Source organism: Neobacillus camarae (assembly GCF_054950115.1).
This window is the reverse complement of sequence record NZ_JBUCKX010000002.1, coordinates 422,913-438,135: the sequence shown is the minus strand read 5'-3', so window position 1 is coordinate 438,135 and position 15,223 is coordinate 422,913. Positions and strand designations below refer to the sequence as shown.

At 45.5% G+C, this 15,223-nt stretch carries 13 protein-coding genes; 6 read left to right on the top strand and 7 right to left on the bottom strand.

Translation table 11 applies throughout. From position 1 onward, the window contains the following. The first annotated feature begins 74 nt into the window (after positions 1-74). Together ACY8D0_RS09815 and ACY8D0_RS09810 are read left to right on the top strand one after the other, a co-directional pair. On the top strand, positions 75-1,298 hold the full coding sequence (locus ACY8D0_RS09815) for a C40 family peptidase (RefSeq protein WP_462410331.1): 1,224 nt from the start codon (positions 75-77) through the stop codon (positions 1,296-1,298). Between the two features lie 373 nt (positions 1,299-1,671). After that, a complete protein-coding gene (locus tag ACY8D0_RS09810; RefSeq protein WP_462411338.1) occupies positions 1,672-3,288 on the top strand; it encodes an SWIM zinc finger family protein in 1,617 nt (538 codons plus the stop codon). 299 nt (positions 3,289-3,587) lie between these two features. Here the strand turns inward: ACY8D0_RS09810 and ACY8D0_RS09805 are convergent, their stop codons facing one another. After that, entirely contained in the window at positions 3,588-3,938 is a 351-nt protein-coding gene (locus ACY8D0_RS09805) for a hypothetical protein (RefSeq protein WP_462410330.1), read from the bottom strand. A 195-nt stretch (positions 3,939-4,133) separates the two neighbouring features. On the opposite strand from ACY8D0_RS09805, the gene ACY8D0_RS09800 reads away from it, so the two are divergent. Both ACY8D0_RS09800 and ACY8D0_RS09795 read left to right on the top strand, forming a co-directional pair. Next, positions 4,134-4,307, top strand: a complete 174-nt coding sequence (locus ACY8D0_RS09800) for a hypothetical protein (RefSeq protein ID WP_462410329.1) — start codon at positions 4,134-4,136, stop codon at positions 4,305-4,307. A gap of 17 nt (positions 4,308-4,324) precedes the next feature. Beyond that, positions 4,325-7,312: a DEAD/DEAH box helicase gene (locus tag ACY8D0_RS09795; RefSeq protein WP_462410328.1), complete on the top strand. Its 2,988-nt coding sequence runs from the start codon at positions 4,325-4,327 to the stop codon at positions 7,310-7,312. 147 nt (positions 7,313-7,459) lie between these two features. Here ACY8D0_RS09795 and ACY8D0_RS09790 read toward each other — a convergent pair whose 3' ends face one another. Further along, the gene (locus ACY8D0_RS09790) at positions 7,460-7,912 is read right to left on the bottom strand and encodes a DUF2269 family protein (RefSeq protein WP_462410327.1); all 453 of its coding nucleotides are present in this window, start codon (positions 7,910-7,912) and stop codon (positions 7,460-7,462) included. 216 nt (positions 7,913-8,128) lie between these two features. On the opposite strand from ACY8D0_RS09790, the gene ACY8D0_RS09785 reads away from it, so the two are divergent. Beyond that, positions 8,129-9,568, top strand: a complete 1,440-nt coding sequence (locus ACY8D0_RS09785; protein ID WP_462410326.1) for a hypothetical protein — start codon at positions 8,129-8,131, stop codon at positions 9,566-9,568. Between the two features lie 298 nt (positions 9,569-9,866). On the opposite strand, the gene ACY8D0_RS09780 is transcribed toward ACY8D0_RS09785, so the two are convergent. Next, a complete protein-coding gene (locus ACY8D0_RS09780) occupies positions 9,867-10,913 on the bottom strand; it encodes a hypothetical protein (protein WP_462410325.1) in 1,047 nt (348 codons plus the stop codon). A gap of 566 nt (positions 10,914-11,479) precedes the next feature. Here ACY8D0_RS09780 and ACY8D0_RS09775 point away from each other — a divergent pair. Further along, the gene (locus tag ACY8D0_RS09775; RefSeq protein WP_462410324.1) at positions 11,480-12,790 is read left to right on the top strand and encodes an ATP-binding protein; all 1,311 of its coding nucleotides are present in this window, start codon (positions 11,480-11,482) and stop codon (positions 12,788-12,790) included. A 61-nt stretch (positions 12,791-12,851) separates the two neighbouring features. On the opposite strand, the gene ACY8D0_RS09770 is transcribed toward ACY8D0_RS09775, so the two are convergent. The 4 genes from ACY8D0_RS09770 to ACY8D0_RS09755 all read right to left on the bottom strand — a co-directional run bounded on the left by ACY8D0_RS09770 (position 12,852) and on the right by ACY8D0_RS09755 (position 15,177). After that, the gene (locus ACY8D0_RS09770; RefSeq protein WP_462410323.1) at positions 12,852-13,358 is read right to left on the bottom strand and encodes a DUF2269 family protein; all 507 of its coding nucleotides are present in this window, start codon (positions 13,356-13,358) and stop codon (positions 12,852-12,854) included. A gap of 325 nt (positions 13,359-13,683) precedes the next feature. Then, positions 13,684-13,980, bottom strand: a complete 297-nt coding sequence (locus ACY8D0_RS09765; protein ID WP_462410322.1) for a DUF2653 family protein — start codon at positions 13,978-13,980, stop codon at positions 13,684-13,686. 15 nt (positions 13,981-13,995) lie between these two features. Next, positions 13,996-14,466 (bottom strand): hypothetical protein, encoded by a 471-nt coding sequence (locus ACY8D0_RS09760; protein WP_462410321.1) that lies wholly within the window; start codon positions 14,464-14,466, stop codon positions 13,996-13,998. 240 nt (positions 14,467-14,706) lie between these two features. Next, entirely contained in the window at positions 14,707-15,177 is a 471-nt protein-coding gene (locus ACY8D0_RS09755; RefSeq protein WP_462410320.1) for a hypothetical protein, read from the bottom strand. Between the last annotated feature and the right edge of the window lie 46 nt (positions 15,178-15,223).

The following is a 15,223-nucleotide window of genomic DNA, read 5'->3' as shown; positions in this document are numbered from 1 at the left end:
AAATATAAGACCACCTAATTAGCAAACTATGGTAAAATATAGAGAATAATAGACTAATATGGGGTGATTATGGAGTGAAACCAACTGTCATTCGTGTCTTATCGACATCCGCATTGCTATCGATTGCTTATGCCGGAACGGCCCACGCAGCTACATACAAGGTTCAATCGGGCGATTCTTTATGGAAAATCGCCAATACATACCAAACAACAGTTAATGAATTAAAAGCATTAAACAACTTATCATCGGACCGCATTTATGTGAATCAAGTCCTTAATGTTTCAGGAACGACTGCCGCCGCTGCACCTGCACAGACACAGCAAACTTCCTCAGCCACTACCTATACGGTAGTTAAGGGAGATGCCTTGATTAAGATCGCCAATAAGTATCATGTGACAGTGGGCGAATTGCAGCAGTGGAACAATCTTTCCAGTACTTTAATTTATGCCGGACAAGTTTTGAATGTATCCGCACCTGGCAGTAGTTCATCCACTTCCGCTCCTGTTGCAGCACCAGCCACCCAGCCGGCTGCCGCTGCTCCTGCTGCACAAACAAGCACTGCAGGTGAATACACGATTGTCAGCGGGGACAGCTTGAGCAAGATTGCCGCAAAGTTTAACACGACTGTACAGGAGTTAAAAACACTGAACGGGCTGACCTCTGACCGGATCTATGCCGGGAAGACGTTAAAGGTACCGGGACAGACCAGTTCGACTCCCGCCGTCACTGCCCCCGCGGCCGTCACGCCGGCTCCAACACCTGTAGCCGGTTCGGAATATACAGTCCAGAGCGGAGATACACTAAGCAAAATCGCTGCCAAGTACGGAACCACTGTACAGGAACTAAAGACGTTAAATGGTCTTACATATGATATGATTTATGCCGGACAAACGCTGAAGGTGCCTAGTCAAAGTGCAGCTCCTACTTCCGATTCCAGTCTGGCTTCCCAAATGGTGAGCATCGCCACCAGCCTGAAAGGTGTTCCTTACGTATGGGGCGGCAGCACGCCAAGCGGGTTTGACTGCAGCGGATTTATTTATTATGTAACCAATAAAGCCGGTAAGTCGATTGGCCGCTACTCCGCCGAAGGCTACCACGCGCGCAGCTATTATGTCGACCAGCCGAAGCCCGGCGACCTTGTATTTTTCCAAAATACATACAAACAAGGAATCTCTCACATGGGAATTTATTTAGGCAACAACCAGTTCATCCACGCCAGTGATGATGGTGTTACTGTTTCTAGCCTGGAAAATTCCTATTACAAATCCCATTTTGAAAGTTTTAAGAGTTTTTATTAGTTACTGTTTCAACCCGGTACCAATAGTTGGTGCTGGGTTTTTTTATGGGGACCGAAAGGTCCGGCAATGACAAGATTTGATTTGAATATTGACCAAATTCAACCGCTCCTCTCATATTATCGGCACTTTTAAATAAAGACTGTGGCTTTCATTGGAACCTGCTTATCTCTTTGAATTAGTTTATCAACCCAATTTATATGTCTATCCACGCATTTCCCTATTCAATCAACCGAGTAGAACCTCTTATCAACCGAAATCCCTCTTTTATCGACATATCCGTAACTAACAGGCTCGCACATAGTTCAACTTTGATTTTTGGGGTATAATAATAAAATATGGATTTTTGGAGATAAAGGGGGCTTCGGCCTTGGAAATGGCATATGAGAACGAGATACAAGGCCTTGCGGCACAGCTGGCCGGGTATGTGGACCCGAACGACCCGGATGATGCGAAGTTAGTCCAAAGTGGGTTAATGTTGTACCGGCAAGAGCGGGTGAAACAGCTGCAGTTTTGGAAGGAATACGCCACTTCTACAGTTCAGGATGTGAGTCCTTGTTACGTGAAGCTCAACTATACGTTTTTGTCGGAAAGTTCGTGCTCTTGTCCGGTCGACGGATTTTGCCGCCATCGGATGGCGACCTTTTTTGCGGCCTATTCGCAGATCGGCAGTGTGACCGATTGGGTGTCCGAGTGGCGCGAACCGATGCGGGAGCAGGCTTCTTTTTCCAAATGGGGCATGCAGAAAGCGAAGGATTTGATCAAGGCGAACGGCGTGCTGAAGCCGGATTACAGCCGCTGGGTCCAATCATTCGAGGTCAGTTTTGATACGCTGCTGGCGTCGAAGAAGTACACGAGTGCCTATGTGATTCCGGAACTGTTCGGCATCTATAAGAAGCGGATTGGGGCTAGCGCGCCGGTCGAGCAAGAATGGCACTTGTTGTATGACTTGGTCAGCTCGGTGGTGTCGTTTCGCAAGCTGGCTGTGCTCAGCGAACAGCTCGGGCATGATGAAGACACGGTGCGGCGGGTCTATATTCATTTGTTCCATAACCTGATGGATGACATTGCGGACCTCACCGATAAAATCAGCGTCCAAACAATGCCGTTTGCGTTTGATGAGTTTATCGAGCGGCTAAAGGATGACACCTTTGAGGTGTTGACCTGCACGAAAAGGTTCGAACTGGAACGAATTTATGTTCATCGCCTGTTGTGGACGGAGTTGTTTAAAAACAAAGAGTGGCGCCAGGAAGAAGTATTGAAGATTGGCGACCGCCTGAAGAGGCTTGAGGAGTGGGAGAACCCGGTTCCGCTCGAGATTGCCACGGCCCATTTGTATTTCTTGCTCGGGAATGAGGAGTTGGCGCTGAAGTTTATCAACCGGATGGATGATGTAGTGGTGACGCCCTATCTGGTCTATTGGATCGGTTATTTTTCCGCCAGCAAAGTGTGGAGCCGGGCGTTCATGATGATTGAGCTGCTCCTGCAAAAGTTAAAAGGCTATATGGAGACGCTGGGTTCTTATCATAGCCGCTCCAAGTTCACGAGGAATGTGCTGCGGACGGTAGCACCCTATTGCGGAGAGAATGACCGGCTGGATTTGTATGAGCGGGTGCTGCTGGTGACGCTACCTTATAGTTTTGCTGAGTATGAGTATTTGCTGTTTGAGCGCGGGCAATATGACCGCTGGGGTGAGCTGAACGCGTTTGTCGGGATGAGTTTTCAGGATTTGCCGAAGGAACGGGTGAAGGTGGTTGAGAAGGAACAGCCGGAGGTCCTGCTCGGGCTGCTCCACCAGTCGGCCCAGCAGGAGATTGACCAAAAGAACCGCTCCAGCTACCGCCACGCGGTCCGCCATTTGAAGAAGCTGCGGACGTTGTATAAGAAGCTGAAGCGGGTTGATGACTGGGAGTACTTTATCGGGGAACTGCTTGATCGGACCAAACGGCTCAGGGCGTTCCATGAGGAGTGTCAGCGGAGTAAGTTGATATAAGGTAGACGGTTTTATCGTCTGTCCTGTGGGTGAAAGAGTTTTTAGGACTGTGGCTCTATCGGGTAAGTAAGTGCCTGCTATGTTACCCTAAACCTCTTTTCGGTGCTGGATTGGTCACGTAGATGCCTTCTACGTGACCCCGGGCCTCATTTTGGTACCGCTTCGGTCACGTAGATACTTTCTACGTGACCCTCGGCCTTTTTTTGGTGCTGTTTCGGGCACGTAGGCTCGCCTTCTATGCGTTCTGGAATGAGGCAGTGAGCGGAAAACGAAGCGGAGGAACCTTCCCCCGCTCTCCCCTATTTGCCGCAGCTGCTGTATTCCAATACATCCCCGGCCTCCGAAACTTTGATATATTGTGATGAACAGTAGATTTCTTTATTGGTGTAGTCATACAGGTAGACGGTTTTCCACGCAACCTTCTCCACGATAATCCGTTTGGGGTCCACTGAATACTCCAGCTTTTTTTCGAGAAATCGGACGATGTCCTGTTTTGTTTCAAAGGTCTGATTCACCTTATACCGCTGAATGGTTGTGTTAGGCCTATTTTCCACTGAACGAAAACCAAATGGGAATTTCTCTATTTTTATATAAGTGCATAGGCTAATTATGAAAATTAACAAAAGAACAAAATAGATCCATTTTTTCACGTGAAATCCTCCGTCGTTTCCCCATATTATGGTTTAGACCTTTGTTAGGCAGATAACATTTCCCGATTAATCATTTCTTTACTCACTCGCGATTCCCCTCTTTCTAATTTTGATAAGAAAAGCATTTTTATAAAGCATACTCTTTATCTAAACCTTTCTTATCAATTTTTGGTTATAATAAAGGAATATGGAATTTTGGAGAAAAAGGGTTCTATCCATCTGGAAAGCCCTCGGAGTAAGTTTATATTGATGGCAGGCATAGCCCTGCGTTTGGTGCTGGTTTGGTTACCAGTCACCTTCTTTATTGAATGGATAAAAGACCATTTTGTAATTTTCAAAGGGGTAAATGTAAAAGACATCCCCGAATAGAAGGAGCACGCAACACCATGCTAAGAACCAGGTTTATGAAATTACTGACAATCAAATTAGAAGATGACCGGTTTCTGCTGGCCGCCCAGGACCAAGACGGCGAATACCTTCCCCCATCCGATTGGAAAAGTATCGTGTTTAGCAGCCATGAGGAGAGCTTTTTCGGGACCTTGCTCGAAACTGCGGAAGTAGACGGCATCGAAGGTGTGGCCCTAAATGGCTGGCAGCTCGTTTCGCTGTTTGCCAAAGAGTCGTTTAACCGATTCATCGAGTGGGACTGGAACGAACAGTCGGAAATCTGCCTCGCCGCTTCGCAGGCGATGTTTGAGGGTATCGTCGAAAAAGACTGGCTGCCGGATTTTGCCGTCTGGGAGAACGGCGATTTTCGTTGGAAGATGCCGGAGCGGGTCAAGGACGAGTTTTTGCCGTCTTTCTGGGAGCAGGAAGTGGATGGCGGGAGTAATGAGCCAGGAGAACCGTCCCCATGGACTGCAAAAAACTATCTTTCCGATTTATATAACAGTGCCCTTGATGCGTATTTGACGCGGAACTCCGCGATGAAGGAGCTGTTCGGGCCGAAGTTGGATTTGCTGCGTAAGCAGAATATTTCCGGCCGGGACCTGGCCCGTTATTTTGATGAGGAAAGCTGGGCCGAGTGGGTCGGGATTACCGAGAACGATACGCCTTTTACCATCGGGTTGCGCTTGGATGAGCCGCTTGAGGGCGAAGGCGATTGGACCTTGGATGTGTTTTTGCGCGGCAAAAAGAACCCGGACCAGGTTTTCGATGTCGAGGATGTCAAACGAATTCCGGCTAAGTGGAAGCCTTACCTGGACCGGGTCGACCGCGAGCAAGACCGATGGGTACGGCTGATTCCTTGGCTTGGCGAGGATGATACTCCATCGCCTCTCAAAAGAGAGCTTACGGAAGAAGAAGCCTGGCTGTTTTTGACCGAAGTCAGCGAGACGCTGTTGGCGCTCGATGTGGAGATCCTCCTCCCTTCCTGGTGGCAGGCAATGAAAAATGCCAATTTGCGCGTGAAGGCCTCCGTAAAAGGTTCCGGAAGCCACCGTCCGTCGTTTGTCGGGCTTGATGCGATGCTTGATTTCAACTGGCGGTTCTCAATGAACGGGGTGGATTTGTCGGAAGACGAGTTTAGCAAGCTGGTTGAGGAGAAACGCAGGCTTGTGTATGTCCGAGGCCGCTGGGTCAAGCTCGACCCGCAGTTTATCCGCCAGATTCAGGATCTAATGAAGCGAGCCGAAAAAGAAGGCTTGCATGTCCGTGATTTGCTGGAGCAGGAGTTGGTGGGTTCGGAGGCTCATGAAGAAGAGCTGGAAAATCCGAAGGCATTTGCCAAAATCCAAATTGAATTGAACCGGCAGTGGAAACAAATGGTGAAGCAGCTGTCCGAGACGAACGAGATTCCGCTTGAGCCTGTGCCTGACGGGCTGAACGGCGAACTCCGCCCCTACCAGCAGCTCGGCATGAGCTGGCTGTGGTTTTTGCGTCAGCATGGGTTTGGGGCTATTTTGGCGGATGATATGGGGCTTGGGAAAACGATTCAGCTGATTTCTTACATGTTATTGGTAAAGGACCAGGAGTCTGAACTTAAAGTCGTCAAGGAACCCGAACTAGCGGAGGAAGTGGATCCTGACTCGGTGATTTCTCTTGATGATGATATTGCTCCAAAACCGCGCCGGATAAAAAAGGCGGAGGAGATGGCTAAAAAGACGCCGACCAACGCGGCCTTGATCATCTGCCCGACTTCCGTTCTTGGAAACTGGCAGAAGGAACTCGAGAAGTTTGCGCCGGACTTGAAGGTGTACCTGCATTACGGCTCGAACCGTCCAAAGCAGGAGGAGTTTTCGGCACAGGCCCAAGAGGCCGATGTCGTGCTCACCTCGTATGGGTTGAGCCATCTCGACTCTGAGGAGTTCAATTCGATTCTGTGGGGCACGATAGCCATTGACGAGGCGCAGAACATTAAGAACGCCCAAACAAAGCAATCGAAGGCCGTGCGCCATTTACGTGGCCGGCACCATATCGCCCTGACAGGGACACCGATGGAAAACCGCCTGTCCGAGTTGTGGTCGATTTTTGATTTTACCAACCATGGCTATTTTGGCAGCCTAGGGCAATTCCAGAAGCGGTTCATCCTCCCGATTGAGAAGGATGAAAAGAAGGAAAAAGTTGTCCAGCTGCAAGCGTTGATCCGGCCGTTCTTACTGCGCCGAACCAAGAAGGACGAGGAAGTTGCGCTCAACCTGCCGGATAAGCTGGAGCAAAAAGAGTATATCCCGTTGACCGCGGAGCAGGCCTCGTTGTATGAGCAGCTGATACACGATACGTTTGACCAGATTGAGAAGCTGTCTGGATTTGAGCGCAAGGGGTTAATTTTACAAATGCTCAGCCGTTTGAAGCAGCTATGTAACCACCCGGCGTTGTATTTAAAGGAACAAGCGACGGGAAGGCAGCTGTTGGAGCGGTCGAACAAGCTGGAGAAACTGGTCGAACTGGTGGATGCGGTATTGGATTCGGGCGAGAGCTGTTTGATTTTTACCCAATATATCGAGATGGGCGAAATGATTCGGGCTACGGTGAAGAAGAAGTTCGGTGTCGATGTGCCGTTCTTGAACGGAAGTGTCTCGAAAACGCAGCGGGATCTGATGATTGAGCGGTTCCAGAACGGGGAGTTTCCGGTATTCCTGCTGTCGTTGAAGGCGGGCGGCACCGGGCTGAACCTGACGGCAGCGAACCACGTCATCCATTATGACCGCTGGTGGAATCCGGCCGTCGAGAACCAGGCCACCGACCGGGCGTACCGGATCGGGCAAGAGCGGTTTGTCCATGTGCACAAGCTGATATGTACCGGAACGCTGGAGGAAAAGATTGATGCGATGCTGGAGAAGAAGCAGTTCCTCAACGACCAAATCATCACAAGCGAAAACTGGATTACCGAGCTATCTACCGATGAATTAAAAGAGTTGGTGTATCTGGGATAAACCACGGGAGACGTTCTTGTGCATCCCTTTATGATGCAACGGGGTAATTAAAAACCAATAAAATCATCAGGAAAACGCACCTGAATTTCCATAAGAATTCAGAGTGCGTTTTTTATTGATTTATCCACGTCTTTTTAAATAACGAAACTAGAATGGTTTTAGGGTCATTAGCACAATAAGCACGACAACTGCTACGTGTGTGGCCATGTTAAATGGTGCCGCCTGTTTTCCAATTTCAACAAACTCTACAGGAAGTTCCTCGCCTTTTGCTTTTTCAAGTAACTCCTCCTGTAACTTTACTTTTTTCGGAAGAATACTCGCGACTAATGGCTGGACAGCTATGTAGATGACAATGGAGGCAATATACCAGCCTGTTTTGAATAACGATGGATTGAGAGCCCCTAATAGTAATGCGGTGACAAGCAGCGCGATACTGGCGGGCTTTGCGATCTTCTCGATTTTTTCATTAATAGAAAGAGCAAATTTTGCTTGAGTCACGTTTTTTGGTAATTTCATGACGGCCGGTAAAGCAAAAGTAGCTCCCAGTCCACATACTGCCGAGATAATGTGGAGAGTAAGTATGATTCCGTAGAAAGTCATTTATGAGTCCCCCTTTTCCGATATTTTATGTATGATAAATGACACACTCTATCATACTGTAAAACAGTTGTAAATAGTGTAAATTTTAGGAATTTATAGGTAAAAAGTTTGTAAACGAAAAGAAAATGGCCGCCATTCCCCTACTATGTTCCTGTTTCACCTTCTTGGAATGATGTTATAATATAGGCATATATAGGCAAAGAAAGGCTAAGGCAGATGTTGACATACGATATTGATCATGTTGAAAGTATGGAAAAACCCCGAATAATAAAACATTTCACAAGGGTCGTCATCCCCTTTGACTATCACCAAGACCCTCTATTAAACAATTTCAATCCCGCTCCCGGATCCGAAGCGGTTTGGGTGGAGCAGAAATTTCATCTTGGCATGGATCTCCAACCCCATGTGAAAGAGTTTTTCCTCAACGAAAAGAATTATAAAGTATTCAAATTGAACCCTAACGAACGTAAGAATTTTGGTCTGCCTCACAACCCTAATGGCTTATTGGGAATCGGCCGGCCGCGTAAGGGAGCCACTCACTTCTTTCGATTAAAAGACATAGAGCTTTTTTTATTCCATCCTATAGGATTCTTATCATTGTATATTGAGGCAGATACAAATTTAATAGAAGAATTATCATTCCTAAACCAATTGTTGAAAAATGGATTGGGTCATTTTCCAAATGTAACGGTATCCTATGAGCGAAAAATAAGTAGAGATGCGTCCCAAACAATAGAAGTCGATTTAAAAGAAACGGTTTTACAAATCATCCATTCCTTCTCGACGGGAAGTGAATTGTACGATTCCTATCAGTATACATCGGCTGTAATGGGTGCACCGGAACATTTAGACAAAGATACATTTGAAAACCTTGTACAAAGAGAACTAGTCTCCCTGACCCAAACATCCGGGCTTCGTTTCTTAGCTTCCAATGACCAAAAGGATGAAGTCATCTCTTTTATAAGAAATAGTTATTGGAAAATTTCACTTGAGGGAGCTGCTTGTGTCAGTATTCTAGAAAATGATGAAGTCGATCCATATATACTGCACAATCTGTATGGCCGGACCAAACATGTGGATTTTTACTTAACTTTATTGGCTCTTTACCAACGGTTATACTTAATGAACTTTTATAGTGTGGCTTCTATGCTGGATGTTCACAAGGAAACGGTTCTTGATGTAGAAAAACAATTAGCCCTCTTTAAATTAAAGGCCTGTTTTAGTCAAGTCTCAAATATTATGGCGGTACAATCGTTCTATGAAACATTTAGGTTGGCATTCAGAGTCGAACAAGTGGTATCTGAGATCTATAGAGAAATACAGGATTTGTCCACTTTAGTAAGGCAGCAAATCGAGAAAGAGGAACAAGAAGAAAGGGATCTTGACCAAGAAAAAAGAGATCTCAATGATAAAAGGAATCGAATCATATCGATGTTTGTTGTCGTGGTTACCACTTTGTTTGTGATGATTTCCACCTCAAACGATGGCTGGGGTTTTGCCAATCTTATCGATCAGCCTGCTGTGCCAAATCGACCACTGGCTCATAGCATATTTTTAGCCGTTATATTTGGAACATGGCTTGTCTTCCCTATATCATTAATCTTACTCATTGTCTTCTTGTATAAGGATTCGAGAAGGTTTAAAAGGGGTAGTTAAAAACTAGCAGCGATGTCTCTTCGCTGCTGTTTCTTTATATAATCAGAACAACCTTTTACCCGCCGCCCTTGAATTTGGAATTGGGGCCACTGAAAAATAATTATGGTCACGCAGGAGGGAATGGAATGCCTACGTGACCATAATCGGGATTTTTCAATGTTTACGGTCACATAGAGCCTGTCTATGTGACCCAATACTAGATTTTTTAGCGTTTACGGTCACGTAGAGTCTGTCTACATGACCCAAAACTAGTTCCTTCAGCGTTTACGGTCACGTACATGTCCCGCCTATCTGTTTCCTATTCGAATGGCCATTGCACTTGGGCTTTGTTTTCCTCGAGTTGGATGTCTTCTTGCAGTTTCTGATCATAAGTGTTGATTTTTGAATGGATGTTATTAATTTCTTCTTTTAGTTCATCGATTCTTTTGGAGGCCGCCGCTTCTTTTTCTTCCGCCAATTTTTTAAAATATTTCCCCTGTTTTCTTTTAAAGAATCCAAAGAGAAAAATGCAAATGGTAGCAATAATAAACAGAGTTTTCTGCACTGGCTGCGGTTCCGTTTCTCCAAATGTATAGGCCATCGCAAAAAATGCCGCAATAAATCCGTTAATGATCATGACATTCCCTAACCCAATTGCTGTCGACCCATTAAAGCGATCATCATCCGGCGTCCTCTCTAATGCTTCGATTTCGGCTTGTTTTTCTGTTATAAGACTTTCTAATTCTGTCCTCTTTTGATCAAATTCGTGTTGAAGTTGTTCGTGTTTCTTTGCCAGTTGATTGGTTCTTTTTTTAATAGAGGACTGGCCCATAGCAGAGGTATCCGCTGCTGTTGTCGGCCTGCTTTCCCGGTTATCACCCAATGGACCATGCCCGATGAATAGATGGGTCTGAACACGGTGTTTTTCGCCGAATTCAAAACCCAATTCAAACAACTCATAGGCGGCCGCCCGAAATTCTTTTACAATCTCCTCATCGGATAGGCCGATTCGTTTGAAGAGGTAGTCGATTTCACTGTAGGCGGCAGAAATCACATGGATTCGATTGCTCTTTTGGAAGAATCCCTGTTCAAAACCGGAAAGTGTAACGTCTTCCCCAATCCGAAAAAGCTCACTGTGGACCAGCTCGGCCTGTGCCGCAAAATGGTCCTGCATCTGTTGGAGTTTAGCGGCACTGTTTTCGCGAACGTTTCCGGTTGCTTGATGCCATGTTTCATTGATCCAATCTATGACATGGCTTCGCAGCTCAGGTTCAATTTCCTCTAGCTTGGTTTGGATATGACCATCGAGTTTTCTTCTCACCTCTTGAAATTCTCTAGAGAGCTTCACACGCTCTAATAGTTGCATCGACAAAAATCCCCTCTCAAAATACCAAATGATAAATTTAGATTAGCACGTAACAAGCCACTTCACCACAATGGAATCGACTCCTTTTATTTTTGGCATGGACAAGTGCCGGTAAATAGGGCAAAACGGTTGATTGCGGGGGCTTAAAAAAACGCCGGTATGCGCCGGTAAACATAAAATGTCTTGCTGGATCGAACAAATAGACCATAGAATTTTTTACGGAACAAACCCGTTTGTTCCACCCAAAATTGAAATTTTCCTAGATTGATATTGATTTTGTAAGCGTTTTCTATTATAATTATCTTTGGGTTGGATGGCGCCTGTGGCCATCACGGTACGCAGCGAAGGTGGGGCTGGTACTACGCATGTTAAGAGAATGACGTATTACATTCTACATTAAGAACTGGCTGAGGCATTCATTCCTCAGCCTTTTTTCTTTGTCAGACAGTGAACCATAAGAAAGAATTGGGTAAAAAACCCAGTAAAAATAAAAGAGGATTTGCTCGAATCTTATCGAATAAAATTAGGGAGTCTATTTTACTAGTACGTATGATGAGGTACCTTCCATGATGATTCAATACGACCATTTGCTGCTACAGATGTTGATGGTGCTGTTCCCGATTATTCTATACCAAGCGCTCCTAAGCGATAAGAAAATGGACAAACACATCGAGACCGCCTACTGGTTTGTGGTATGCGCGTTGACGGTGTCGCTTTGTGTCATTTTTTCAATCAAAATTGATAATGGCATCTTTCTCGATTTGCGGATGATTCCTTGGTTTTTAGCGTTTATATACGGTGGTCCCGCTATTGGACTCCTGGTGTCTGCCTTGTTTATCGTGATCCGGTTTTTGGTAGGCGGCCATGGGATGATTCCTGCCTTTGTGATTATGACCATCTGCTGCTTAGTGATTTTTAAATTCCGCCCGCTTTTTATGAATTGGAGCCGCCCAAAGAGAATCCGCAATTCGGTGATCTTCTTGCTGATTACCTCGTATGCGATTCCCTATATCGGATCGGTGATGCTGGACGTTCCCGTCACTAAGATTCGGCTCATTATCTACGGTATCTATATTGTTGCGAATGGCATTACCGTATGGCTTGCGGTCCACCTGATGGAATCGCATCGGGAAAAAATGCAGCTGCTAAATGAGATCAGGTTAAATGAGAAGCTCCAGGTGGTGGGGCAAATGGCCGCCAGTGTGGCACATGAAATCCGTAATCCGATGACGAGTGTCCGCGGGTTTGTCCAGCTTTTATCCGCTTCGCCCACCATTTCGGAGTCGGAAAAAAGCTACCTCTCTGTCTGCATGATGGAGCTGGACCGCGCCAATAAAATCATTTCGGATTATTTGTCATTAGGGAAGAGTTTCGAACAGGAAAAGCTGAGCTCGGTTAACCTTAGTTTGGTTGCTGCCCAATCAGTTAAATCGCTGTCTTCTTATGCGCTAATGGAGAATGTGGAGGTAACCTCTGATCTTAATGATCATGTCGCCGTGTTGGGTGTTCCGGGGCGCGTCCAGCAAATGCTCGTCAATTTAATCAAGAACGCGATTGAAGCGGCCAGTCCCGCCGGCCAAGTCAAGGTGACTCTCTGCAAAAAAGAGGGTAACGCCGAGGTCAAAATCACCGATAACGGTACCGGCATGACCCCGGAGCAAATTGAGAACCTAGGTCTCCCTTACTACTCCACCAAGGAAAAAGGCACGGGTCTCGGCATCATGGTCACCCTGCAAATCATCAAAGAAATGGGCGGAACCTGGAATGTTGAAAGCGAACTGAATCAAGGCACACAATTTTTGTTAATGTTCCCATTGGTTTCTGAAGTAAAACAGGAGGACGGTCCTTGCGATCATCTTCAAAAGAAGGTTATGTAAATGGATGATGCAGCCTCAATGGTTTGCATCTTTTTTATTGGTGGATTGGAAATAATTAAACTTATTTTGATTGAGGTTTTTTCTTCCTCCAAGGCTTTAAAAACGAAATAATAAAGATGAAAATGGTTACAACGACTTGAAAATAAACCGCATATTGTCTTATTTCGTGATTTTGAATAAAAATAGGATTCCTTAAAGCCATTTCTTTTTGCGTTTCCAATAATTCCATATTAGCCACCATCAGCTTGTCTACAACAAATATTCCCACAACCGTTTGAATAATATAAAGAACAAATTTTACGCCAACCCATCTATGCTTGAAAAAGCCCCAGTTGGTGAAAAATCCGTAGGTGAAGCCCACCAGCAAAGTGCCAATTGCCCCCCATCTGATAATATGATCACTAATTATGATAAGGTTCTTATAGCCAAGATATGATTCATCATATTTCGTAAAATCAATATGAAGATTTAAAGCCAACGAACTTAAAATCCCTCCGAAAAATAATACGACTAGAAATACGTGGATCATTTTCAACCACTTCATACCTTTTGGTCCTATTTTTTTCATTCTCTAAACCCCCAAGTTGCTCTATTGTTTTCTATTGTAAAAAAACTGCGGCCTCTCGCAGTGTTCATTATAGTAGGGGGAAAACAATAATATAATGAGCCAGGGTCTTAATTCTCTCTACTCCTTTGGTCTTATTTTGAGAATGTTGATGTTATGTTTGCACATTCAAACAGAACGGGTTACATGGTGGCCGGCTTTTTTTTTCGTTATTAATCATGGGTTAAGTTTCATATGTAACCTTCTTCAGACCCACTGAAAAGCCATTTACCCAAAAACAGGGGACGGTCCTTGCCCCCTTTTGAAGCAAAAAAGTCGTCCCCTCTGGTTATTTATTTACGAGGATAGAGGCTGTAATGCCTTCAAGCTCGTCGTAGGCCAGCTCTGCCATTAAGTTGTCGGGTTGAAATTGATGGTAGTCCCGCAAGTAGACCGCAATCGCATCGATGATCTCCTGCTCATTGCAGCCCCATTCCCCGCCAAACGTAACCACTCTCGCCTTAATGCCGAAAGCTTCGTTAAATTCCAATTGGACTTGGACAGACTGCGGTGCCACACGATCTCTTTCTGCCGCATACACACTGATACTGTCGATGATGTCTTGTTCATTCAATAAAATTTCCACTTCGTAACGCCTGCCTTAGTATCTTCTTCTGAAAATTCTTTTGATCAACGAAATAATTACTACGATTACCAGGATATCAAGGAGTAGTCCAAAAAAGGAAAAACCGGTGTAACCCCCGCCGTAATAGCCGCCAAATGGGTGAAACATGCTGCCGAAAAAGGTGCCTGCACCAAAGAGACCGACTCCCCGCCAAAACCCTCCACCTGTCCGGGATCCGGTATTGGGACTTTGTGGGGTGGTGGACGGTGTTCTTCTTACGGTTCCCGAAGGAGCCCGATATCCGGACCGGTAGGAGGAACCAGATCTTCTGACCGATCTTGCTCTGTTGATATGAACAGAGTTTTCATTATTCGTATTTTGTTCCGTGGTTTCCGTTTGTTCCGCTGTGCTTGGGCCGTCGCTCATTCTCTCTGCTTCCGCAGTCAGTGGCATCATGATAGAAACAAGTAACATCAGAGACATCATCGATTTGATGACTTTTTTCATCGATTCGTTTTCTCCTTTAAAATAGTCATGTTACCGGATAGTTTCTAACATGATACAAGTGATTATACCCCTTACCCTTGCTGCATGAATGAGTTCAAATCCACACTTCTTTTATAGATTATTCATACAATGTTAACATTCATGGGATAAGATTAAACCATTGAAGAAGCAAACCTTTTTCAACCCCCCCTTTATATATAAGATTAGCCCTCGAAATGGTCGAGGGCTGTTTTTTTGCCATTAATATCTTCTTCTAAAAATTCTTTTTACCATTGAAACAATTACAACGATGAGAAGGATATCAAATAATAGACCCATTAGGGAGAACCCCGTGTGCATGCCTCCATAATAGCCGCCAAATGGATGGAACATGCTTCCGAACAGGCTGCCTGCACCAAAGAGTGCTGCTCCCTTCCAAAAGCCGCTGGTACTTTTCGTGGTAGGCTGTGTATTGGTATAAGGGCTCTGTGAGGTGGATGGTGCTTTTCGCACACTGCTCGAAGGAGCTCGATATCCTGAACGGTAGGATGAACCGGATCTTCTTAAGGTTTTGACTTGGGTTACTTGAGGGGAATTGGCTTTAGTGGAATAGGTGTGCCCTACTGCACTTGCTTGAGGGCCGCCGCTAAATCCCGCTGCATTCGCGCTCACCGGCATCGCAAGCGAAACGAGTAACACGAGTGACAACAACGATTTGATGGCTTTTTTCATTTATAACTTCTTCTCCTGTCTTTTATGTGTGGTGTTACATCTATAT